The sequence below is a fragment of the Actinoalloteichus hoggarensis genome (assembly GCF_002234535.1).
Classification (GTDB): domain Bacteria; phylum Actinomycetota; class Actinomycetes; order Mycobacteriales; family Pseudonocardiaceae; genus Actinoalloteichus_A; species Actinoalloteichus_A hoggarensis.
Genome location: NZ_CP022521.1, coordinates 2,581,368 through 2,601,047 on the forward strand (window position 1 = coordinate 2,581,368; position 19,680 = coordinate 2,601,047).

Genomic DNA, 19,680 nt, shown 5'->3' on the forward strand with positions numbered 1-19,680 from the left:
GCCGGGTGCCTGCGGTTCTCGCGCCACGCACCCGGCCGCGGCGACGCCGCTCAGACCTCCGTCGGATACACCGCCGCGACATCGTGCAGCGGGTTCGGCAGCTCCCCGTGCGGCGCGATGGCATGACGGTAGGACAGCTCCGCGTAGCCGGTCTGCACCAGCCGATCGCCGTTGAGCGGATAGCGGGCGAACGTGGGACCGAGCAGGCTGCCCTGCACCATCCGGGCGTCCAGTTCGGGGTGCTGATCGCGGAAGGCCTCGATCTCCCCGCGTACCCGCCCCCAGAAGCGCTCCTCGGCGAGTCCGTGCTGTTCCCGCAGCAGTCGGGCCAACGGTCGGAACACGCCGACCAGCAGCGCGTCCACCAGATACTGCCGCAGCACATGCCATGGCTTGCGTGGCAGGACCCGATGATGCGAGTCCGGCTCCGGGCCGCGTTCGGGGACCGGTTCGACGGACACGTTGACGTCGTCGATCAGGTCCTTGACGGCCACCCGGGTCGGCCGCCCCGACTCGTCGAGGATCACCAGCACGTTCTCGCCGTGCGGATTGACGGTGATGCCGTATCGGTAGAGCACCAGCAGCAGCGGTCGCAGCAGCGCGGCGAACAGCGCGGCCGTCCAGCCCTGCGCGTCGAGCCCGGACCGGGCGATGTACTCGCTCACCAGCCCCCGGCCCGTGGCGTCGACGTGCAGGACCGCCGCCAGCGGGACCGCCCGCTCACCGGGACGCAGCGCGGGGTCCACCGACTCCCGCCAGATGCAGCCCAGTGTCTCCAGCCACGTGTAGGGCGCTCCGTCGAGGGTGGACAGCAGCGGATGCTCGATCGTCACGGAGGCGACCTCGCCGAGCAGGATCGCGCCCGTCTCGGCCAGTTCCGCGTCGCCGTCCCACAGCCCGCGCAGCCACTGGGTCACGGTCGGTGCCGCCGAGGTGCAGTGCGGCGGGATGCCGCGCCACACCGCCGTGTTCAGAATGCGCAGCGGCAGCTTCACCTGGAACCGCTCCGAGCGTTCCGCGTTGGACATGGTGCGGATCGCCTGCGTGGGCAGGTACGGATCGGGCGCCGTGCCCAGTTCGATGATGCGGTCGGCGGCCAGCTCGGGGGCCCACAGCGTGCGCACCACGTGGTCGAGCTGCCACGGATGTACGGGCAGCCACACGTACGCGTCCGGATTCACCCCGCGTTCGCGCAGCACCCCGGCGAACGCCGTCCTGGTCTCCTCCCCGAGTTCGTGTTCCCGGACGGCGTGTTCCGAGAGGTCGGGCGTGGCCCGGAACTCGGCGAGTCCACGGTGGACGGCCAGCCACGGCAGGGACAGCCGCCTGCGGGCCTCCGGGGCGTAGCGTGCCTGGTCGTCTGCGGAGAATCCGACCCGGCCCTTGTTCGCGATCAGCCAGGGATGCCCGACCAGGTGACCTTCGAGTTCGGCGTGGCCGAGCTCCGCGAGCGCGGCGACCTCGACGTCGTTCTCGGCGAGGGCGACGTCGGCCGTCAGGGTGGCGGTCAGCTCGGCGAGGTAGTTCGCCGCCGTCTCCGGAGCGACTCCGATGGTGCTCGCGGCGTCGAGCAGGAATCGGGCCGGGTCCCAGGCGGGCATGCCGAGCCGATCTCCGAGGACGCCGGTCACCCGATGCCGGATCGAGTCCGGCAGCACCGTCCAGTCGCCGAACGCCCCGCGCACCGCCTGGAAGGAGTACTCGGCGTCGGCGAGGCGCAGCAGCCACTCGCCGTCGGCGAAGGGCTCCGGCCGTAACAGATCCTCGAAGGCGAGCTCCCCGATCATCTTGGCCAGCAGCCTGGCCGAGGCCAGCCGCCAGGTCTGTGCCCGTGTCGGCACCGCCGTCATCCGTCTCCTCCTGGTGTTCCGAAACTGCTGAACGCCGTGCGCACCGGAAGCCGATAGGCCTCGCGCGACAGCACCGTGTTGAGCACGACCGCGTTGCGCACCGCGCCGAACCCCAGGTCCGGCGCGGAAACCCCGTGTCGATGGAGGTCGGCGTTGGACGTGAAGACACGGCCGCTGATCGACGGGTCGGTCTCGATGGAGTGATCTTCTCGAATCTGGTGCCGCCCCGCGTCGTCGCGGGCCAGGCGATCGGCGATCGGGGCCAGGAAGTCGGTCGGCCGGTGTCGGTAACCGGTGGCGGCCACGACGACGTCGGTCCGGTGCTCGAAGCCCTGCCCGGTGTCCCGATGGACGCAGTCCAGGGTGATTCCGCCGTCGCGAAGCGCCGCGTCCGCCACCGCGACGCCGCTGCGCAGCTCGACGTCGGTGCCGCCGTGGGCGAGCCGCCGGTACAGCGCGTCGTGCAGGTCGTCGATCGTCTCCTGCGAGATCCCCTTGTAATGCCGCCACTGGCCCGCGACCAGGGCGTCACGGGTCCGCTCCGGCAGCGAGGCGAAGTATCGGACGTAGTCCGGAGTCGTCATCTCCAGCACCAGCCTGCTGTAGTCCAGCGGCGCGAAGCTCTCGGTGCGGGTCAGCCAGCTCAGCCGAGGGCCGTGCGCCCCATTGCGGCGCACCAGGTCCAGCATCACCTCGGCTCCGGACTGACCGGAGCCCACCACCGTCACCCGGTCCGCGCGATCGAGGTCGGCCACGCGACGCAGGTAGTCGGCGGAGTGCACGACCCGGTCCCGCCCGAGCGCGGCGAGCTTCGGCGGCAGCCACGGCGCGGTGCCCACGCCGAGCGCCAGATGCCTGGCCGAGAACTCCCTGCGACCGCCGTCGGGCCCGCTGACCGTCACCGCGAATCGGGCCTTCGCGTCGTCCCAGCTCGTCGACTCGACCCGGTGGCCGTGGCGTACCGGCAGCCGCGCGGCGGCCCAGCGCAGATAGTCCTGATACTCCAGTCGAGTCGGGTGGAACCGCTCGCGCACGTAGAACTGGTACAGCCGATCCCGATCGCGCAGGTAGTTCAGGAACGACAGCGAGTGGGTGGGGTCCACCAGCGACACGAGGTCGGCGAGGAAGCCGACCTGGAGGATCGCGTCGTCGAACAGCACGCCGGGGTGCCAACCCCAGTCGGACTCGGAGAGCTGCTCACAGACCACCACACTCACGTCGGGCAGCGGGTCGGCCAGCGCGGCCAGTCCCAGGTTGAACGGGCCGCCGCCCACGGCGAGGACGTCGCACTCCTCGACGCTCATCGACTCGCCCCCAGCCGCGACTCCGCCAGCGGATTGGGCGCCCGGAGGTACACCGACTGGTTGTCCAACGGGGCAAGCACCTCGTCGATTCCCTTCAGCCTCGTCAGCATGTTCGCCTTGCAGGGCAGCGTGTCGGCGTCCAGCCATCGACGCGCCAGCCGGTCGCCGTCCGGGCCCGCCTCGGCGAGGCCGGGCAGCGCGGCCCGCAGCCGGTCGGCCAGCACGCCCAGCAGTTCGCGTTCGTCGGCCAGCCCGTCCACGCCGAGCGCGCCGACCACGGCCAGGGCCTGGTTGCGCAGCAGGTAGTAGGACAGCCGTTCGTCCACGACGGGGTCGTCGACCACCGCCAGCGTGGACGCCGACGCCCGGGAGACACGGAGCAGGTCGGGCAGCCGAGAGGCGGCCAGATAGTAGCCCTGGTTGTCGCGGAAGGCGCCGCCCGCGACCCTGCCGTCCGGGTCCAGCCGCACCAGCGTGTTCTGCTGGTGGCCCTCCAGGCCGATGCCGGTGGCCGCGTACAGGTGCAGCATCGGCACGAGGACCCGGTCGACGTAGTCGGCCGTCCACTCGGCCGCGGCGGCCGAGTTCGGGCCGTCCGAGGCGGCGACGATCTCGCCGAGCATGGACCTGCCCAGGCCGGGCCGGGGCGCCACGAGACCCGCGAGACACCGGAACTCGGTGATGTCGACGGGGGACTCGCGCACCGCCGCCTCCAGCCCCGACACCGCCGGGCCGCCCGCCCTCGCGGGCTCGTCGAGCGCGGCCCAGGCGGGATCACGCAGGACACGGAAGTCGGGATGCGCCGCGAAGGTCGCGTCCGCGAGGCCGCAGGCCAGCAGCCGCTGCACCTCAAGGCCACGCAACAGCTCCGTACGGGTGAACTCGCGTCGGGAGTTCGTCAGCCGCAGCCCCAGGGACAGCTTCAGCATCACCGTCTCGCCGGGGAGATAGACGGTCCGCAGACTCGACGTCGGTCGCCACCGTGGCCCGGCGACGCCCCGATCCCGCAGCGTGCCTGCCGCCAGCAGCGCCTGGATCCTCGGCCGGTGCAGGAGGTCCCGGGCCTGCCAGGGATGGGCGGGCAGCAGTACTCGGTCGGAGTCCGCGGCCAGCCCCGACAGCTCGGCGAACAGCGCGGGCGTGTCGCGCCCCAGCATGCCGGGGCCGTCGATCGCGGCGTCGTGGGAGACGACCGTCGGGTCGGCCTCGAACCAGTGCAGCGCGAAGCCGCCCCGCAGTTCGGGGGCGTAGCGCTCGTCCTCGGCGGCCGAGAGCCCGTCTCGACTCTTGGGCGCGGGGTGCCGCAGGTGTCCCAGCAACAGGGCCTGTTCGGCGGCCAGGAAGCCGTCCTCCTCGTGTTCGCCCTCGGCGTCCTGCCGCCGTCGCACGTCGAGATAGCGCGCCACCCTCGTCAACGATTCCGCCGTCCGCCCGACGAGGTCGGCGACCTCGTCGGCGACGGCAGGCGGCACCGAGGTCGCCGCCTGCCGCGCCGACTCGTCGTCCCAGCCGAGGCGGGCGGCCTCGTCGGCGAGCAGGGCCACCGCCAACACGGGGTCGACAGGTCCCACGTCGACGCCGTCGGCACGAATCAGCCGCACGGCGCCGAACCGATGCCAGTCGGTGGGGGAGCGGTGCGTCACCTCGGTGGCCAGCGCCAGTCCGCTCCGACGCAGCGACACGGTCAGGGGTCCTGCCGTCGCCTCCAGTCCCGTCTCACGCAGCCAGCAGCGCAGCAGCGCCTCGAGGTGGGCGTGCGCGGACGCCGCCGCGGCGTCGCCGTTCGCCAGGGGATCGGGCGGGGTCATCGGGCCTCCTCGATCATCCCGGGCTCGGTCATCTCGGCCTCGGCCATCTCCGCCTCGATCGCGGCGCCCGCCGCCAGCACCTCGGCCAGCACCTCGTTCACCTGATCCGGGGTCGTCCGCGGGTTGAGGAACGTCAGTTTGAGACAGGTCCGCTCCGTGCCGTCCTCGTCGCGGGCCGTCGTCCGGCCGAGCAGGCTCCCGCCGGTCTGGGAGAGCCTCCTGCGGAGCTCGGAGTTGACCCGGTCGGCGTGCTCGCTCCGCGTGGTCTGGAAGCGGAACACCGCGGTGGTCAGCGTGCCGCCGCCGACGAGCCGCAGTCGCGGCTGATCCTCGATCCGTCGCACCGCGTGCCGGGCGAGGTCGTGACAGTCCTCGACCATCGCGCCCAGACCGCCACGGCCGAGGGCGAGCAGCGTCGTGGCGATCTTGACGGCGTCGGGCCGACGAGTCGTCTGGAGCGTCTGGCCGAGCAGGCCGCCGAACCCGGCGGCGGCGTCGTCGGCGGGGTTGAGGTAGGCCACCTCACGGTGCAGCGGCGTGAAGGAGGCGCGGTCGGCGAGCAGCAGGACGCTGGCCGAGGCGGGTTGCCAGCCGAGTTTATGCAGGTCACCGGTGATCGAGTCGGCCAGCTCGATGCCGCGAAGCCGATCGGACAGGCGGTCGGAGAACAGTGTTCCGAAGCCGTATGCGGCGTCGACGTGCAGCCACAGCCCGTGGGCGGAGGTGATCTCGGCGAGTTCGGGCAGCGGGTCGACGCTGCCGAAGTCGGTGGTGCCCGCCGTGGCCACCACCGCGATCGGCGTCTGGTCCGCGGGCAGCTCCCGCAGCATGGCGACGAGTACGTCGGGGCGCAGCCTATGGCGAGCGTCGACCGGGACCGGTCGGACCGCGTCCTCGCCGAGGCCGAGGACGGCGCAGGCCCGGTGCACCGAGAAGTGCGCCAGCTCCGAGCAGAACACCACCGGCCCGGGCAGGCTCGCGACCCCGGAGCGTCGGACGTCGATCCCCCGACGGTTCGCCGCCGCGTCGCGGGCCAGCAGCAGCGCCATCAGGTTGGACAGCGATCCGCCCGGTGTCAGAACCCCGTCGGCCCGGCTTGTGAGCCCCGCCAGCCCTGCCAGCAGTCGGATGAGCCAGCGTTCCACCGCGACGGCGGACGGTCCCGAGTCGTAGGTGTCCAGGGAGGCGTTGCCCAGGGACGCGAACACGTCGGCGGCGACGGCCACCGGTAGCGGCGCGGGCTGGAGATGGGCCAGCGCGCCGGGATGAGCCAGGTTCAGCCCGTGATCGACGAGGACTCCCGTGACCAGACGCAGAGCCCCGGCGGCGCCTAAGCCGTCTTCGGCGAGCCGAGCGGGTCCCAGCGCGGCGGCGACGGCCTCGGCGACCTCGGCGGGCGGCCCGGCGGGCAGGGGGCCCGGCCGGTCGCCGCCGTCCGCGCCGGGGAATCCGACGGTCATCAGGTTGATCACTCGGAGCATGTCGGCTGGTGAGCACGCCGCGAGCGGCGGCGGGTGGCCGAGCGATTCGGGAGGGGCGGACCACAGGGTCTGGGTCACGTGACCTCACAATTCTCGTCTGCTGGTGACCGTAAGGCCACCCTGGGTTAGGTTAGGTTAGGCTAACGAGATTATGGAGGGGAAGGCGTGAGCGCGGTCCGCCGAGTGACGCGCAGCACTCGATCGGCCTGCCCGAGCGAGGTCGACGTGCACCCGGTAACCTGATCGCCGTTCGAAGAACGATCAAGGAACGCGGCCCTGCCCGGAGTCGGCGGGGGATCGCGAGACCTCCCGATCATCGGCAGTCCGCTAGGAGGAGTTCGTGTCGGCAGGCCAGATCGCGGCGCTCGTGGCAGCGGGTGCTTTCGTGCTCCTGGTGCTGCTGTTGGCGGTTCCGTTGCTGAAGCTCGGTCGAACGCTGGACGAGGCCACCATCGCCATTCGCAAGGCGCATGAGAGCTCGGAGCCGCTGTTCACCGAGGCCAACACCACCCTCACCCACGTGAACGCGCAGTTGGAGCGGGTGGACGGCATCACCTCCAACGCCCGCACCGTCAGCGGCAACGTCTCGGCGCTCAGCTCGTTGTTCACCGCGACCCTCGGAGGGCCGCTCGTCAAGCTCGCGGCGCTGTCCTACGGTCTGAGCAAGGCCCTGCGAGGCAGGCGCGGCCGACGTTCCGGCCGCGGTAACGTCGAGTCCCCCCGTGGCGGCCGCCGTCGGGGTCGAGTCAGGGGAGACAGGCGATGAGTCGACTGTTCTGGTTCGGTGCGGGCATCGCGGCGGGGATCGCCGTCAGCCGCAGGATGAACGAGGTCGCCCGGCAGGCGACCCCGGTGGGCATCGCCGCCAACGTCGGCGACGCGCTGCGTGAACTGGCAGGCGCCCTGGGCACCTTCGGCGCCGAGGTGCGTGCCGGGATGAACGAGCGCGAGCGCGAACTGGCCGACGTCGTCGAGATGCGGTCCGGCATCACCGCCCCCGCCGACCCGGCCCGCTCCTGGGTCCCCGGCCAGGGCGTACCCGGCTTCACCCGGCCGGTGCGCACCATCCGCCCCACGCCGGGCACGCTGCACCGACGAGGCGAGATCGCCCCCGGCCCGGCCCCTGCCCCAGACCAGCCTCGGCCCGTGCGCGGTCGAGCGCGCAGGGCGGGAGGCTGACCGACGTCTCGCCGCCGATCTCCACCCGGCGGATCTCCTTCGCGCCGGGTGCGGACACCGACGTCGAGTCGACTCACGGTCGCTCGTCCTCACGAGCCCCTCGCGGCCTCCCGCCGAGACAGCCCCGCCGCCTGCCGTCGAAGGCAGGCTCGCCCTACCTGACGAGGCAGACCTCCGCACACGTCTGGGAAGACCGAGTGGCAGGGTATAGGCGCAGGCGAACGCCCTCGCGGCGCGTTCGTGCCGTCGCCAGACGGCCTGTCGCCGACCCGTGTCGTCGTCTTCGCGAGTGCCCGTGCCGGTCGCCTCAGCAGGACGAGACTTGATTCAGTAAGGGATCACCGTGCAGACACACGACATCCGCCAGCGCTTCCTGTCCCACTTCGAGCGAGCGGGCCACACCGTGGTCCCGAGTGCGTCGCTGCTGCTGGACGACCCGAACCTCCTCTTCGTCAACGCGGGCATGGTGCCGTTCAAGCCGTACTTCCTCGGTGAGGCCTCCGCCCCCTACCCCCGGGCCACCAGCATTCAGAAGTGCGTCCGCACGGGCGACATCGACGAGGTGGGCAAGACCTCCCGGCACAACACGTTCTTCCAGATGGCGGGCAACTTCTCCTTCGGTGACTACTTCAAGGAGACCGCGATCAAGGAGGCCTGGAGTCTGCTCACCACCAGCCAGGCCGACGGCGGCTTCGGGTTCGACCCCGACCGACTCTGGGCCACGGTCTACCACGACGACGACGAGACCGAGACGCTGTGGCGTGAGATCGCGGGCCTGCCCGAGGAGCGCATCCAGCGCAGGGGGATGGCCGACAACTACTGGTCGATGACCGTGCCGGGCCCGTGCGGTCCCTGCTCGGAGATCTACTACGACCGGGGCCCGGAACACGGGCGCGAGGGCGGCCCGATCGTGGACGAGGACCGCTTCCTGGAGATCTGGAACCTGGTCTTCATGCAGAACATCCGGGGGGAGGGCCCCGCCAAGGAGGGCTACCCGATCCTCGGCGAGCTCCCCGCCAAGAACATCGACACCGGGCTGGGCATCGAGCGGGTCGCCTATCTGCTCCAGGGCGTGGACAACGTCTACGAGACCGACCTGGTCCGGCCGGTGATCGCCAAGGCGGAGGAGCTGTCCGGCAGGCGCTACGGCGCCGACGAGACCGCCGACGTCCGGTTCCGCGTCATCGCCGACCACGCGCGCTCCGGCGTGATGCTGATCGCCGACGGCGTCACGCCCGGCAACGAGGCCCGGGGCTACGTCCTGCGCAGGCTGCTGCGCCGCATCGTCCGCTCCGCGCGGCTGCTGGGCGTCAAGGAGCCGGTGCTCGGCGAGTTCACCTCGGTGGTCCGCGACGTCATGTCGCCCGCCTATCCCGAGCTGACCACCGACTACGAGCGCATCGAGTCGGTGATGCGCACCGAGGAGAACGCCTTCCTCGCCACCCTCACCAGCGGTTCCAAGATCTTCGACCTGGCCGCGACGGCGACCCGGGACAGCGGCGCCGTCGTCCTGCCCGGCGACAAGGCCTTCCAGCTCCACGACACCTACGGCTTCCCCATCGACCTCACCCTGGAGATGGCGGCCGAGCAGGGCCTGTCGGTCGACGAGGAGGGCTTCCGCTCGCTGATGGCCGAGCAGCGCGCCCGCGCGAAGTCGGCCGCCGCCTCCCGCCGCACCGGCCACGGCGACAAGTCGGTCTACCGGGACCTGCTGGACCAGGGGGCCACCGAGTTCGTGGGATACGAACGGCTGGAGAGCGAGTCCGTCGTCCGCGGTCTGGTGGCCGAGGGCGCACGGGTCCGCAGCGCCGGCGAGGGCGACATCGTCGAGGTGGTGCTGGACCGCACCCCGTTGTATGCCGAGTCCGGCGGCCAGGAGAGCGATGCGGGGTCCATCCTGGGCGACTCGGTGCGGGCCGAGGTGCTCGACGTGCAGAAGGTGTCCCGCAAGCTGTGGGTGCATCAGGTGCGCGTGCTGGAGGGCGAGCTGGCCGAGGGCTCGGCCGTGCTCGCCAAGGTCGATCCCGAATGGCGGATCGGCGCGCGACAGGGCCACTCCGGGACCCACGTGGTGCACGCCGCGCTGCGCGAGGTGCTCGGCCCGTCCGCCCTTCAGAGCGGCTCGTACAACAAGCCCGGCTACCTGCGACTCGACTTCGCCTGGCCCGGCGGTCTCTCCGCCGAGACGCGCAGCGAGATCGAGGAGGTCTCCAACCTCGCGGTCCGACGGGACCTCGGAGTGTCGGTGCTGCACACCTCGATGGCGGGCGCCAGGGAGCTGGGCGCGCTCGCCCTCTTCGGCGAGACCTACGACGAGACCGTGCGAGTGGTCGAGATCGGCGGCGCCTGGTCGCGTGAGCTGTGCGGTGGCACGCACGTCGAGCACTCGTCGCAGATCGGCCCCATCACCCTGCTGGGCGAGTCGTCCATCGGCTCCGGCGTCCGGCGCATCGAGGCCTATGTCGGGATCGAGGCCTTCCGCTACCTGGCGACGGAACGCGCGCTGGTGCAGAACATCGCGGCCATGCTGAAGGTTCCCGACCAGGAGGTGCCCGCGCGGGTGGAGAGCCTGGTGGAACGCCTCCGCCTCGCGGAGAAGGAGCTGGAGCGGGTCCGCGCCGCCGCGCTGCTGTCCTCGGCAGGCGGTCTCGCCGACAGCGCCGCCGACGTCGACGGACTTGCCGTGGTCGCCGCCGCCCTGCCCGCGGGCGTCAGCGGTGGTGACCTGCGGACGCTGGCCCTGGACGTGCGCGGCAGGCTCGGCGAGCGGCCCGGCGTGGTCGCACTGTTCTCCGCCGACGAGGCGGCCGGGAAGGTCTCCTTCCTCGTCACGCTCAACACCGCCGCCCGGGAACGAGGTCTCGCCGCAGGGAAGCTCGTGCCCTCGTTCGCACCCGCCATCGCGGCTCGCGGCGGCGGCAAGCCCGACATGGCCCAGGGCGGCGGGACGAATCCCGCCGGCGTGTCCGAGGCCATCGCCGCGCTCCATCGGGAGCTGGCCGCCGTACCGGCGAGCCGGTGAGCCGACCGAAGCGACGCCAGAAGGCCGGTCGGGGCGACGGTCCCGACCGGCCCGGCGTCGACGATCCGGGCATGGGCCGTCGGATCGGCGTGGACGTGGGCTCGGTGCGAGTCGGGGTGGCGATCAGCGATCCCTCCGCGATCCTCGCCACACCCCTCGGTACCTTGTCCCGTGACGAACGCGGTGATCATGACGTCGACGAGCTCGCGGGGATCGTCGCCGAGCAGGAGGTGGTCGAAGTGGTCATAGGACTGCCGAGGACACTGGCCGCCCGGCACGGCATCGCCGCTCAGACCGCCGAGGCCTACGCGGCCAAGGTCGCCGCCCGCGTCGCCCCCGTGCCGGTCCGACTGGCCGACGAGCGCCTCACGACCGTCACCGCCGCCCGAGTACTCTCCGAGCGCGGTGTTCGCGGCAGACGGCAGCGTGCGGTGGTGGACCAGGCGGCAGCCGTCGAGATCCTGCAGGCCTGGCTCGACGCCAGGTCGGCCGCGCACCGCGCAGCAGCGGCGGATCCAGGAGGAGCCCTGTGAGTGACGACCTCGGCCTGTTCGACGAGGAGGCCGGCGACAGCCGGTCCCGCAAGTCCCGGGACAAGGGACAGGCGGGGAAGGACGACCCGGCGGCTCGCCGCCGTAAGCGGCTGATCACGCTGGTCGGCGGCGCCGTGGTGCTGGCGGTCGTCGCGGCGGGCGCGATCTACGGCGTCCGCGAGATCATGAGCATCGGCGGCTACGAGGACTACGAGGGCGAGGGCAGCGGCAGCGTCGTCATCGAGGTCGCCGACGGTGCCAGCCTGGGGCAGATCGCGCAGACGATGACCGAGGAGGGCGTCGTCGCCAGCCCGAGGGCCTTCACGACCGCCGCCGAGGGCAACCCGGCCTCGACGGGCATCCAGCCGGGCTTCTATCTGCTGCGCAGCGAGATGTCCGGCGCCGCGGCCCTGAACCAGATCCTCGACGAGGACGCCCGGCTCGGCCAGGCCGAGGTGCAGGGCGGCATGCTGCTGCACGACACGATGGCGGGCGACGGGAGCGTGCAGTCGCAGGGCATCATCACGATCCTGTCCGAGGCGAGTTGCGCGGAGCTCGACGGCGAGCAGCAGTGCGTCTCGGCCGACGAGTTGTGGGCCGCCGCCGAGAACACCGATGTCGGCGAACTGAACATCCCGGACTGGGCGGTCGCGGGTGTGACGGCGGCCCCGGAGCAGCGCAGGCGGCTCGAAGGTCTGATCGCCCCCGGCCTCTACCACATCAACCCGAGCTGGAGCGCCGAGGAGCTGCTGAACAGCGTCTTGAGCACCTCGTCCACCCGTCTCCAGGCCGCCGGGATGCCGGAGATCTCCGACGACTCCGGCTTCAGCCCGTACGAGTTCCTCATCGTGGCCTCGCTGATCGAGAAGGAGGGCATCCAGTCCGACTTCCCGTCGATCGCCACGGTGCTCTACAACCGGTTGCGGACCGACCATGAGCTGCGCCTGGACTCGACGGTCAACTACTTCGCCGGAACAGGCAGCATTCGCACCGACGGGAACGTCCGAGCCACGGAGAACCCGTACAACACCTACCTCAACACCGGGCTGCCGCCGACGCCCGTCTCGTCGCCGCACACCCCGGCCCTGGAGGCGGCGGCGAACCCCGTCGACGAGACGTGGGAGTACTTCGTCAAGTGTGAGACCGACGGGACGTCGTGCTTCAACGACACCCTTGAGGAACACGACGCGGACGTCCTCGACGCGGTCGAGCGGGGTGTCTGGTGAGCCGACGGTCCCGAAGGGAGTGGCGATGACGAGGATCGGCCTGGTATCGGCGGCGGGCCGTCGCCTTGTGGTGCTCCGGTGACCGATGACCTCGTCCGCCGCGCCGCCGTCCTCGGCTCCCCGGTGGCGCACTCGCTCTCCCCGGTCCTGCACGGCGCCGCCTACGCGGCTCTGGGCCTGACCGACTGGCGTTACGACCGCGTCGAGTGTGACGCCGAGGCGCTCCCGGCGCTGGTGGCCGGACTGGGCGAGGAGTGGGCCGGGCTGTCGGTGACCATGCCGGGCAAGCGGGCGGCCCTGGCCACGGCCGTCGAGGCCACCGACCGGGCCACGGCGGTCGGCGCGGCGAACACCCTCGTGCCGCTGGCGGGCGGCGGCTGGCGGGCCGACTGCACCGACGTCGAGGGCATCACCGGCGCCCTGCGCGTCGCGGCCGCCTACCGGCCCGCGGCGGGGGACACCGCTCTGGTGCTGGGCGCGGGCGGCACCGCCTCGGCGGCCGTGGTCGCCCTCGCCGATCTCGGCGTCACCTCGGTGCGACTGGCCGTGCGGGCGGTGGCGCGGGCGGGGGAGACCCTGGCCGCCGCCGAGCGGGCCGGTGTCTCGGTGAAGACGGTGAGCCTGGCGGAGTCCGAGGTGGCCGCCGCGGTGAGGGAGTCCGCCGTGCTCGTCTCGACGGTGCCCGCCGGCGCGGCGGATGCGCTGGCCGAGGTTCTCGCGGCGACGCCGCACGTGCTGGACGCCGTGTACCACCCCTGGCCGACCCCGCTGGCCGAGGCGGTCGCCGCGACGGGCGGCAGGCTCGCCACCGGCCTGGACATGCTGCTGCACCAGGCCTTCGGCCAGGTCGAGCAGTTCACCGGGCTGCCCGCGCCGCGCGTGGCGATGCGTGATGCGCTGCGGGCGGCCACCGGCGGCGAGGTCCCGCTGCTGCTGGACTGATGTCGTCGCCGGGCCGGATGCCTGTCGCCGGGCGTCGGATCGTCGCGTGCTGGGCCTGTCGCCTGCTTGGAATGGTGCCTGCGCTGGCCGGTCGCCTGCGCTGGAATGACGCGGTCGTGCTGCCGCCGGTTGTCTCGGTGCGGTTCGGCGGAGCCCGATGACGTCTCTCAAACGCCGACCCGGACGACGTGGCCAAGGTGCTGGAGTGCTACGACGTCGCCCAGTGCGACATCGACCGGCTGTGCGCCCTCGCGGGTCGGTCGGACGAACGCGCCTGGGGGCGCCGTGGGCGCATGTCGTGCCGGACTGGGTGAAGACCTTCATGGGGCTCGAAGGCCTGGCCACGAGCGAGTTCGTCTACGAACCGACGGTGATCCCCGGCCTGTTGCAGACCGAGGATCACGCCCACGCGCTCACCGAGGCCGCAGGCTTCGTCCGTGCTGATCACAACGAGCGGTTCGTCTCCTTTCGATTGGCACGGGCTCGTCGATTGACCGACCCGGAGCCATTGGGGCTTCGTGCGGTCATCGGTGAAGCGGCTCTGCGGCTTGCCGTCGGCACGCCGGAGGTCCGGCAGGAGCAGTACCGCCATCTGCTGAAGATCGCCGAGCTGCCCGACGTCGCGATCCAGGTCGTGTGCCCCGAGGCCGGTCCGCACGCTGCGGCGACGGGTCCGTTCTACATCTTCGATTTCGGGCTGGCGCGCTCGATCGCCTACGCGGAACTACTGGACGGCGCGATGTACATTCAGGACTTCGACCAGGTCCGGACCTATACCATGGCGGCGGAGAGCGCACAGCAGGTCGCGCTGTCACCGGAAGAGTCCGTCGAGTTCATCGGAACGATGATCGATGGAGGTTGACTCGGAGGTCGTCATGTTCGTCCCGGATCTCAGTGCCGCTCGTTGGGTTAAGTCGAGCCGCAGCGCCAATAACGGCGTCTGCGTCGAGATCGCCGCCGGGACAGCCTGGCGAAAGTCCGACCACAGTGCCGACAACGGTGCCTGCGTCGAGATCGCCGGCTCGGTGACCTGGCCGAAGTCCAGCCACAGCGCGCCGACAACGGCACTCGCGTCGAGATCGCCGGCGGGCTGAGATGGGCCGCGATCCGCGACTCGAAGAACCCCGACGGCCCGGCGCTGGTGCTGACCCCCCGCCCAGTTAGCCGCCTTCGTCCGTACGGTGCAGGCGGCTCGCTGAGTCTTCTTCTGGAGCGCGATGTCGATCGAGCAGGTCCGAGGACAGCTCTTGGCGGTGTTCGATCGACTCCCACACGAGGAGCTCGCCGCGATCGGACAGCGCCTCGTCCAGGCACGCGCGGCAGCAGCCGCCGAATGGCACGGCAGCACCAGCCCGCATGCGCACCACGACCAGGAGTGTCTGGCCAGGGTCGGTGATGACCTCGTCGCCGCCGGTCAGAGGCCTCGCCAAGCGGGTGAGCTGCTCCAGCAGTACATGATCAGGCTTTAGGCGCGCCGGGATGAACTCCGTCGAGGAGGTCGTCGCCGCTCTGCGGGCCGCGTTGGAGGAGGTTTCTTCCGGTGAGTTGGCGGCCTGCCGCGAACTCGTCCTGGGTGAGCTGCTTCCGCCGTTGATCGAGGCGTCGGCGGGTTCGACCAGTCCGGAGCTTGACGCTGCTGTGGCTCTGCTTCGGAAGGTGGGTGGAGACCTGGCCCGAGCCTGGGCCCTGCTGGAATCCGCAGGACACCACACCGAGTCCCACACCCAGGCAGTCCTCGGCGCGCCTGCCTGCGGCGGCTCGGCGAAGGACGAGTATCCGTCGCGACCGCAGACGGGGTGCGTCCCGAGTGCATTTCCTGGCAGCCATTTCGCGATCACTGGCGATCGGCAGATCGGGCTGTCTCGCGGGAAGGTGGGAATGAATAGTCGGGCAGGTGGCAAGTTTGGGTTTCGAATTGTTGTGAGCGGGACTCGTCGCGAAATGGGTGAAGCGCAGCCTTCGCGCACCCTGTGTCGACGGGAGGAGGCTCCTGCTCCCGTGCGCGGTCCATTCGAGGAAGGCAGGGCCGCCGACCACAAGGCCGGCGGCCCGACGCTCACTCGTGTCCGGAGTCCGCCGCCACTAACGCGGCGAGTTCCTCCAAGACCGCCTCGGCGCCCTCGCCGTCGGCGGAGAGCACCACCTCGTCGCCGTGCATCGCGCCCAGCGTCATCAACCCGAGCACGCTGGCCGCCGCCACCGGCGTGCCCTCGCCCTTCCTGATGCTCACCGCCACCGGCTGGGCGGCGGCGGCCTTGGCCAGCTGGGCCGCGGGACGGGCGTGCAGGCCCACCACGCTTGCCACCGTCACTCGTCGTTCCGCCATCTTCGTGATCACTCCTTCGTCTCTGCGAGCGGCTTCCGCTCCGACGACGAGCCGGACGCCCCGCCCTCGGTGGCCGTACCCGCGGTCGCCGATGCCTCGGCCGGTGTCGGTCGGGCTGCACCGCCGTCCTGGTCGTCCTCGTCGTCCTCCCGGCCCGGCGTCGCCAGGTTCCACTTCGTGATCACCCAGCGGAAGACGAAGTAGTAGATCGCCGCGAAGACCAGGCCGATCGGGATGATCAGCCAGGGCGCGGTGGCCAGCCCCCAGTTCAACACGTAGTCGATGGCGCCCGCCGAGAAACCGAAGCCGTGGTGGACGCCCAGGGCGTTGGTGACCGCCAACGACAGGCCGGTGAGCACGGCGTGGACCACCAGCAGCGGCCATGCCACGAAGATGAAGGCGTACTCCAGCGGCTCGGTGACGCCGGTCAGGAAGGACGCGAGCGCTCCGGCGAACACCAGACCGCCGACGAGCTTCTTCTTCTCGGGGCGTGCCGTGTGATAGATCGCCAGCGCGGCGGCGGGCAGGGCGAACATGAAGATGGGGAAGAAGCCGGACATGAACGTGCCCGCGGCGGGGTCGCCTGCGAAGAAGCGGTTCAGGTCGCCGGTGACGCCGTCGTAGTCGCCGAAGAGGAACCAGACGACCGAGTTCAGAATGTGGTGCAGGCCGAAGGGCAGCAGGAACCGGTTCAAGGTGCCGTAGACGCCCGCGCCGATGACGGTCGAGCTGGCCACGGCGTCGCCGACCCAGGTCAGTCCCGCGTTGAACCCGGTGAAGATCAGCGCCATCACGATGCCGACCACGATCATGACGAGCGCGGTGATCATCGGCACGAAGCGTCGACCGCCGAAGAAGCCCAGATAGGTCGGCAGCTTGATCCGGTGATACCGCTGCCAGAGATAGGCGGCGATCAGTCCGGCGACGATGCCGCCGAGCACGCCGTAGGGGCCGTTGTTGAAGTTGCGGCCCTCGGTCAGCTCCTCGCCGAGCATCGCCCACAGGACGTTGTGCAGAACGAGGTAGCCCACCACCGCGGACAGCGCGGTGGAGCCGTCGGCCTTCCGAGCCATGCCGATCGCCACACCTACCGCGAACAACAGCGGCAGGTACTGGAACAGCGCGTCGCCACCCTGTCCGACGACCTGTGCGGCCCGGTCGAAGAAGTCACCGGGGATGGCGGCGATCAGCTCGCCCTGCCCCGCGCCGGAGCCGTCGATGTAACCGAGGCGGGACAGCAACGCCGCGGCGGGCAGGACCGCGATCGGCAGCATGAGACTGCGGCCGAATCGTTGGGCCAGCGCGAAACCTCTGCTGTTGCGACCGCGTGCCGCCGTGGTGGCGTCAGCGCTCATGTGCTCCTCCTTGCGCGGAGTGCGGACCTCGGGGCGCGCCCGGCTGGTCCGCTGACATCGTCAACTGGTACTTGTCGCCCCGGTACCAGGACGTGGTGTCCTCGACCGGATGCTCTCCCGCCGCCGAGACACGGCGGAAGACGAGGAGCGGGCTGGATGTCCGCACCTTGAGCAGTCGCGCGGTCGAGGCGTCGGCCTCGGCCGCCCACACGGTCTGCTGCCCGCGATCGAGCAGTACTCCGTAGGTCTGGGCGAGCAGGCTGTACAGCGAGCCCGTCAGGTCGTGATCGAGCAGACCGGGCACCAGGCGAGGGCTGAACCAGCCGTGCTCCAGCGCCAGGGGCGCCCCGTCGGCCAGCCGGAGCCGACACACCCGGTAGGCCGGTTCGCCCGGTTCGAGTCCGAGGGTGACCGACGTGTTCGTCGTGGGCACCTCTTCGCTGCAGGTGAGCAGCGTGCTGGACGCCGTCATGCCGTGCCGGCGGAGTTCCTGCGTGAACGACAGCAGCGGCGGCGTGTCCAGCCGAGGTCTCGCAGTGAAGGTGCCTCTGCCTCGAACACGGGTGAGCAGCCCCGCCGCGACCAGCCGGCCGATCGCCTCGCGGACCGTCAAACGGGAGACGCCGAACCGTTGGGCCAGCTCTCGTTCGGACGGCACGGCCGAGTCCGGCGGCAGTTCGTGCTCCACCAGATCGCGCAGGATCGCGCCGAGCTGGACATGCTTGGGCGTCGGGCCCGCGGCCAGACGGTGTCGCTGGTCCGGTGGGCCGGCGGAGTCGCCACGCTCCCGCATCGAACCCTCCCGCCTCGTCGCGGTCCGACTGCGCGAAGGCGAGAAGTACTCGCCTGTCGACATCGGGGATTGGTACTGTCCGGTCCAGACCACTCTCGTCGTGGAGAATGCTCGCCGCGACCTCGGGTGTCAACCATTCGCAAGGTCACGAGGAAGTCTCGGCAGAGGGCGGATCTGGTCGCGAACCGGGCGACCTTTCGTCGGAGCACGAGCAGGGAGGACGACGTGAGCCAGGACAAGGCCGCGGCGATTCTGGCCGCCATCGGCGGAACGGACAACGTCATCGAGATCGAGCCGTGCATCACCCGGCTCCGCTGCGAACTGACCGATCCCGAGCTCGTCGACGAGCAGGCCCTCCGCCGGATCGGGGTGCACGGAGTCCTGAGATCGGGCGACGCCGTGCAGATCGTCGTCGGACCGGACGCCGACAACCTCGCCAGCGACATCGAGGACCTTCGATGAGCGTCGCCGTGCTCGCCCCCGTCAGCGGCCGCGTGGTGCCGTTGACCGAGGTCGGCGACCCGGTGTTCGCTCAGTCGATCGTCGGCCCCGGCATCGCCGTGGAACCCGCCGACGAGGCGACGGAGGCGGTGGCGCCCGTCGACGGAGTCGTCGCCGCGTTGCATCCGCATGCGTTCGTGGTCACCTCGCCCACCGGCGTGTCGGTGCTGGTCCACCTGGGCATCGACACCGTGCGACTCAAGGGCGAGGGCTTCGCACTTCACGTGGTCAAGGGCGAGACGGTGCGGGCCGGACAACGGCTCGTCGACTGGAGCCCGCCCGCGGTGCGTGCCGCGGGTTTCGCGGCGGTGTGCCCGGTGATCGCGCTCGACGCCGCGCCCGAGGCGCTGCGCATGGCGCGGGACGCGGGCACGGTGTCGGTGGGCGCTGAGCTCTTCAGCTGGTCCGGCGGCTGAGCCGAACAGCCCGCCGCCGTCGGAGCGACACTCGGGCCGGGTGTCGAGGCCGACCCGCGGTTCGCCCGCTCCCGCGTGTATCCGTGTATGGGGGCTGTCGTGTCGTCGCCGAGTTCGCCGACGCGGCGGCCGGGCTTCACCGGATGTCGCGACCGCGATGAGCCGCGCTAGCGGGGCGGATCGTGACACCGAACAGGTGTCGGAGGGTGATCACCCGTTCTGTCGGTGTCGCCACCTGGCCGAGTGATGCGCTCCAGCGTCAAGATCGGGAATCTGGTCCTCATGGATGGGACCTGGTCTTCTCTGTCGGCGGGCGGTGCTCTCGCGGTCGTCGGTGCCGTCGTCGGCGCGTCGTCGGGCGCGGCGGGCGCCCGAGCTCTGCGGAGTATCCGGGCGCCCGCTCCCGTGCCGGTGTACTGGTGTGCCGGCCTGGTCGGTCTGCTGTGGACGATCGCGGCGCTCCGGGCCTCGGCGGGCGCCTTGTCGGGGTGGTGGCTCGCGGTGTCCTGGGCGACGGGTCTGCTGACGGTGCTCGCCGTGGGAGCCGACCTCGCGCACAGGCGACTACCGGATCTGCTCACACTGCGCGCGCCGCCGGTGCTGTTGTCGTTGATCGTCCTCGCGGCCTGGGCCGCCGGCGACGGCGCGGTGGTCGGTCGGGCGCTTCTCGGCGGTCTCGTTCTGACGGCCTGCTACGCCTTCGTTCACTTACTGAGTCCGCAGGCCATGGGTGCGGGCGACGTCAAGCTGGCGATGACGGTCGGGATGGTGTCGGCGGCGGTCTCCTGGCCCGGCTGGCTGCTGACGGTGATCCTCGCGCCGCTGATCACGGGCGTGGCGGGCCTGGTGATCGCGTTCCGGCGGGGTGGCACCGCTCCCGTTCCGCACGGGCCGGGGATGGTGATTCCAGTGTGGCTGCTCGTCACCTTCCGCCCCTGAGCCGT

20 protein-coding genes are annotated in these 19,680 nt (G+C 71.2%); 12 read left to right on the top strand and 8 right to left on the bottom strand.

Annotated elements, in window-relative coordinates:
* Positions 1–50 precede the first annotated feature (50 nt).
* The 4 genes from AHOG_RS11365 to AHOG_RS11380 are packed head-to-tail and all read right to left on the bottom strand — an operon-like array spanning position 51 to position 6,521.
* Positions 51–1,850, bottom strand: coding sequence for an IucA/IucC family protein (locus AHOG_RS11365; RefSeq protein ID WP_093941335.1), 1,800 nt, complete (start codon positions 1,848–1,850; stop codon positions 51–53).
* The gene (locus AHOG_RS11370) at positions 1,847–3,154 is read right to left on the bottom strand and encodes a lysine N(6)-hydroxylase/L-ornithine N(5)-oxygenase family protein (protein ID WP_093941336.1); all 1,308 of its coding nucleotides are present in this window, start codon (positions 3,152–3,154) and stop codon (positions 1,847–1,849) included. The genes AHOG_RS11365 and AHOG_RS11370 overlap by 4 nt, the downstream gene beginning before the upstream one ends.
* Positions 3,151–4,962, bottom strand: coding sequence for an IucA/IucC family protein (locus AHOG_RS11375; RefSeq protein WP_093941337.1), 1,812 nt, complete (start codon positions 4,960–4,962; stop codon positions 3,151–3,153). The genes AHOG_RS11370 and AHOG_RS11375 overlap by 4 nt, the downstream gene beginning before the upstream one ends.
* A complete protein-coding gene (locus tag AHOG_RS11380; RefSeq protein ID WP_245856697.1) occupies positions 4,959–6,521 on the bottom strand; it encodes a pyridoxal phosphate-dependent decarboxylase family protein in 1,563 nt (520 codons plus the stop codon). The genes AHOG_RS11375 and AHOG_RS11380 overlap by 4 nt, the downstream gene beginning before the upstream one ends.
* 262 nt (positions 6,522–6,783) lie before the next feature.
* On the opposite strand from AHOG_RS11380, the gene AHOG_RS11385 reads away from it, so the two are divergent.
* From AHOG_RS11385 to AHOG_RS30235, 9 genes are all read left to right on the top strand, one after another.
* Positions 6,784–7,209 carry a DUF948 domain-containing protein gene (locus AHOG_RS11385; RefSeq protein WP_245856698.1) on the top strand — a complete coding sequence of 142 codons (426 nt, stop codon included), beginning with the start codon at positions 6,784–6,786 and terminating at the stop codon, positions 7,207–7,209.
* Positions 7,206–7,622 carry a hypothetical protein gene (locus AHOG_RS30480; RefSeq protein WP_184450839.1) on the top strand — a complete coding sequence of 139 codons (417 nt, stop codon included), beginning with the start codon at positions 7,206–7,208 and terminating at the stop codon, positions 7,620–7,622. Before AHOG_RS11385 ends, AHOG_RS30480 begins: the two co-directional genes overlap by 4 nt.
* A 343-nt stretch (positions 7,623–7,965) precedes the next feature.
* Positions 7,966–10,644, top strand: coding sequence for an alanine--tRNA ligase (gene alaS / locus AHOG_RS11395; RefSeq protein WP_093941339.1), 2,679 nt, complete (start codon positions 7,966–7,968; stop codon positions 10,642–10,644).
* Positions 10,645–10,715: 71 nt separating this feature from the next.
* Positions 10,716–11,177, top strand: coding sequence for a Holliday junction resolvase RuvX (gene ruvX, locus AHOG_RS11400; RefSeq protein ID WP_221438428.1), 462 nt, complete (start codon positions 10,716–10,718; stop codon positions 11,175–11,177).
* Positions 11,174–12,403, top strand: a complete 1,230-nt coding sequence (gene mltG, locus AHOG_RS11405) for an endolytic transglycosylase MltG (RefSeq protein ID WP_093941341.1) — start codon at positions 11,174–11,176, stop codon at positions 12,401–12,403. Before ruvX ends, mltG begins: the two co-directional genes overlap by 4 nt.
* A 78-nt stretch (positions 12,404–12,481) precedes the next feature.
* Positions 12,482–13,345: a shikimate dehydrogenase gene (locus tag AHOG_RS11410; RefSeq protein ID WP_093941342.1), complete on the top strand. Its 864-nt coding sequence runs from the start codon at positions 12,482–12,484 to the stop codon at positions 13,343–13,345.
* Positions 13,346–13,643: 298 nt separating this feature from the next.
* Positions 13,644–14,207 carry a DUF5753 domain-containing protein gene (locus AHOG_RS11415; protein WP_245856699.1) on the top strand — a complete coding sequence of 188 codons (564 nt, stop codon included), beginning with the start codon at positions 13,644–13,646 and terminating at the stop codon, positions 14,205–14,207.
* Positions 14,197–14,439 carry a DUF397 domain-containing protein gene (locus AHOG_RS29885; protein WP_245856700.1) on the top strand — a complete coding sequence of 81 codons (243 nt, stop codon included), beginning with the start codon at positions 14,197–14,199 and terminating at the stop codon, positions 14,437–14,439. Before AHOG_RS11415 ends, AHOG_RS29885 begins: the two co-directional genes overlap by 11 nt.
* A gap of 123 nt (positions 14,440–14,562) precedes the next feature.
* Positions 14,563–14,814 (top strand): hypothetical protein, encoded by a 252-nt coding sequence (locus tag AHOG_RS30235; RefSeq protein ID WP_260403790.1) that lies wholly within the window; start codon positions 14,563–14,565, stop codon positions 14,812–14,814.
* Here the strand turns inward: AHOG_RS30235 and AHOG_RS28460 are convergent.
* From AHOG_RS28460 to AHOG_RS11440, 4 genes are all read right to left on the bottom strand, one after another.
* Positions 14,804–15,172 carry a hypothetical protein gene (locus tag AHOG_RS28460; protein ID WP_157736767.1) on the bottom strand — a complete coding sequence of 123 codons (369 nt, stop codon included), beginning with the start codon at positions 15,170–15,172 and terminating at the stop codon, positions 14,804–14,806. The two genes, AHOG_RS30235 and AHOG_RS28460, sit on opposite strands and share 11 nt — an antisense overlap.
* A 229-nt stretch (positions 15,173–15,401) precedes the next feature.
* Positions 15,402–15,671 (bottom strand): HPr family phosphocarrier protein, encoded by a 270-nt coding sequence (locus tag AHOG_RS11430; RefSeq protein WP_093944369.1) that lies wholly within the window; start codon positions 15,669–15,671, stop codon positions 15,402–15,404.
* Positions 15,672–15,679: 8 nt separating this feature from the next.
* The gene (locus AHOG_RS11435) at positions 15,680–17,026 is read right to left on the bottom strand and encodes a PTS transporter subunit EIIC (RefSeq protein WP_093941344.1); all 1,347 of its coding nucleotides are present in this window, start codon (positions 17,024–17,026) and stop codon (positions 15,680–15,682) included.
* Positions 17,016–17,819 (bottom strand): GntR family transcriptional regulator, encoded by an 804-nt coding sequence (locus AHOG_RS11440; protein WP_093941345.1) that lies wholly within the window; start codon positions 17,817–17,819, stop codon positions 17,016–17,018. Before AHOG_RS11440 ends, AHOG_RS11435 begins: the two co-directional genes overlap by 11 nt.
* A 225-nt stretch (positions 17,820–18,044) precedes the next feature.
* Between AHOG_RS11440 and AHOG_RS11445 the strand changes: the two genes are divergently transcribed.
* The 3 genes from AHOG_RS11445 to AHOG_RS11455 all read left to right on the top strand — a co-directional run bounded on the left by AHOG_RS11445 (position 18,045) and on the right by AHOG_RS11455 (position 19,675).
* A complete protein-coding gene (locus AHOG_RS11445) occupies positions 18,045–18,281 on the top strand; it encodes a PTS sugar transporter subunit IIB (protein WP_093944370.1) in 237 nt (78 codons plus the stop codon).
* Positions 18,278–18,736 carry a PTS sugar transporter subunit IIA gene (locus tag AHOG_RS11450; RefSeq protein ID WP_093941346.1) on the top strand — a complete coding sequence of 153 codons (459 nt, stop codon included), beginning with the start codon at positions 18,278–18,280 and terminating at the stop codon, positions 18,734–18,736. Before AHOG_RS11445 ends, AHOG_RS11450 begins: the two co-directional genes overlap by 4 nt.
* 282 nt (positions 18,737–19,018) lie before the next feature.
* Positions 19,019–19,675 (top strand): prepilin peptidase, encoded by a 657-nt coding sequence (locus AHOG_RS11455; RefSeq protein ID WP_157736768.1) that lies wholly within the window; start codon positions 19,019–19,021, stop codon positions 19,673–19,675.
* Positions 19,676–19,680: the final 5 nt, after the last annotated feature.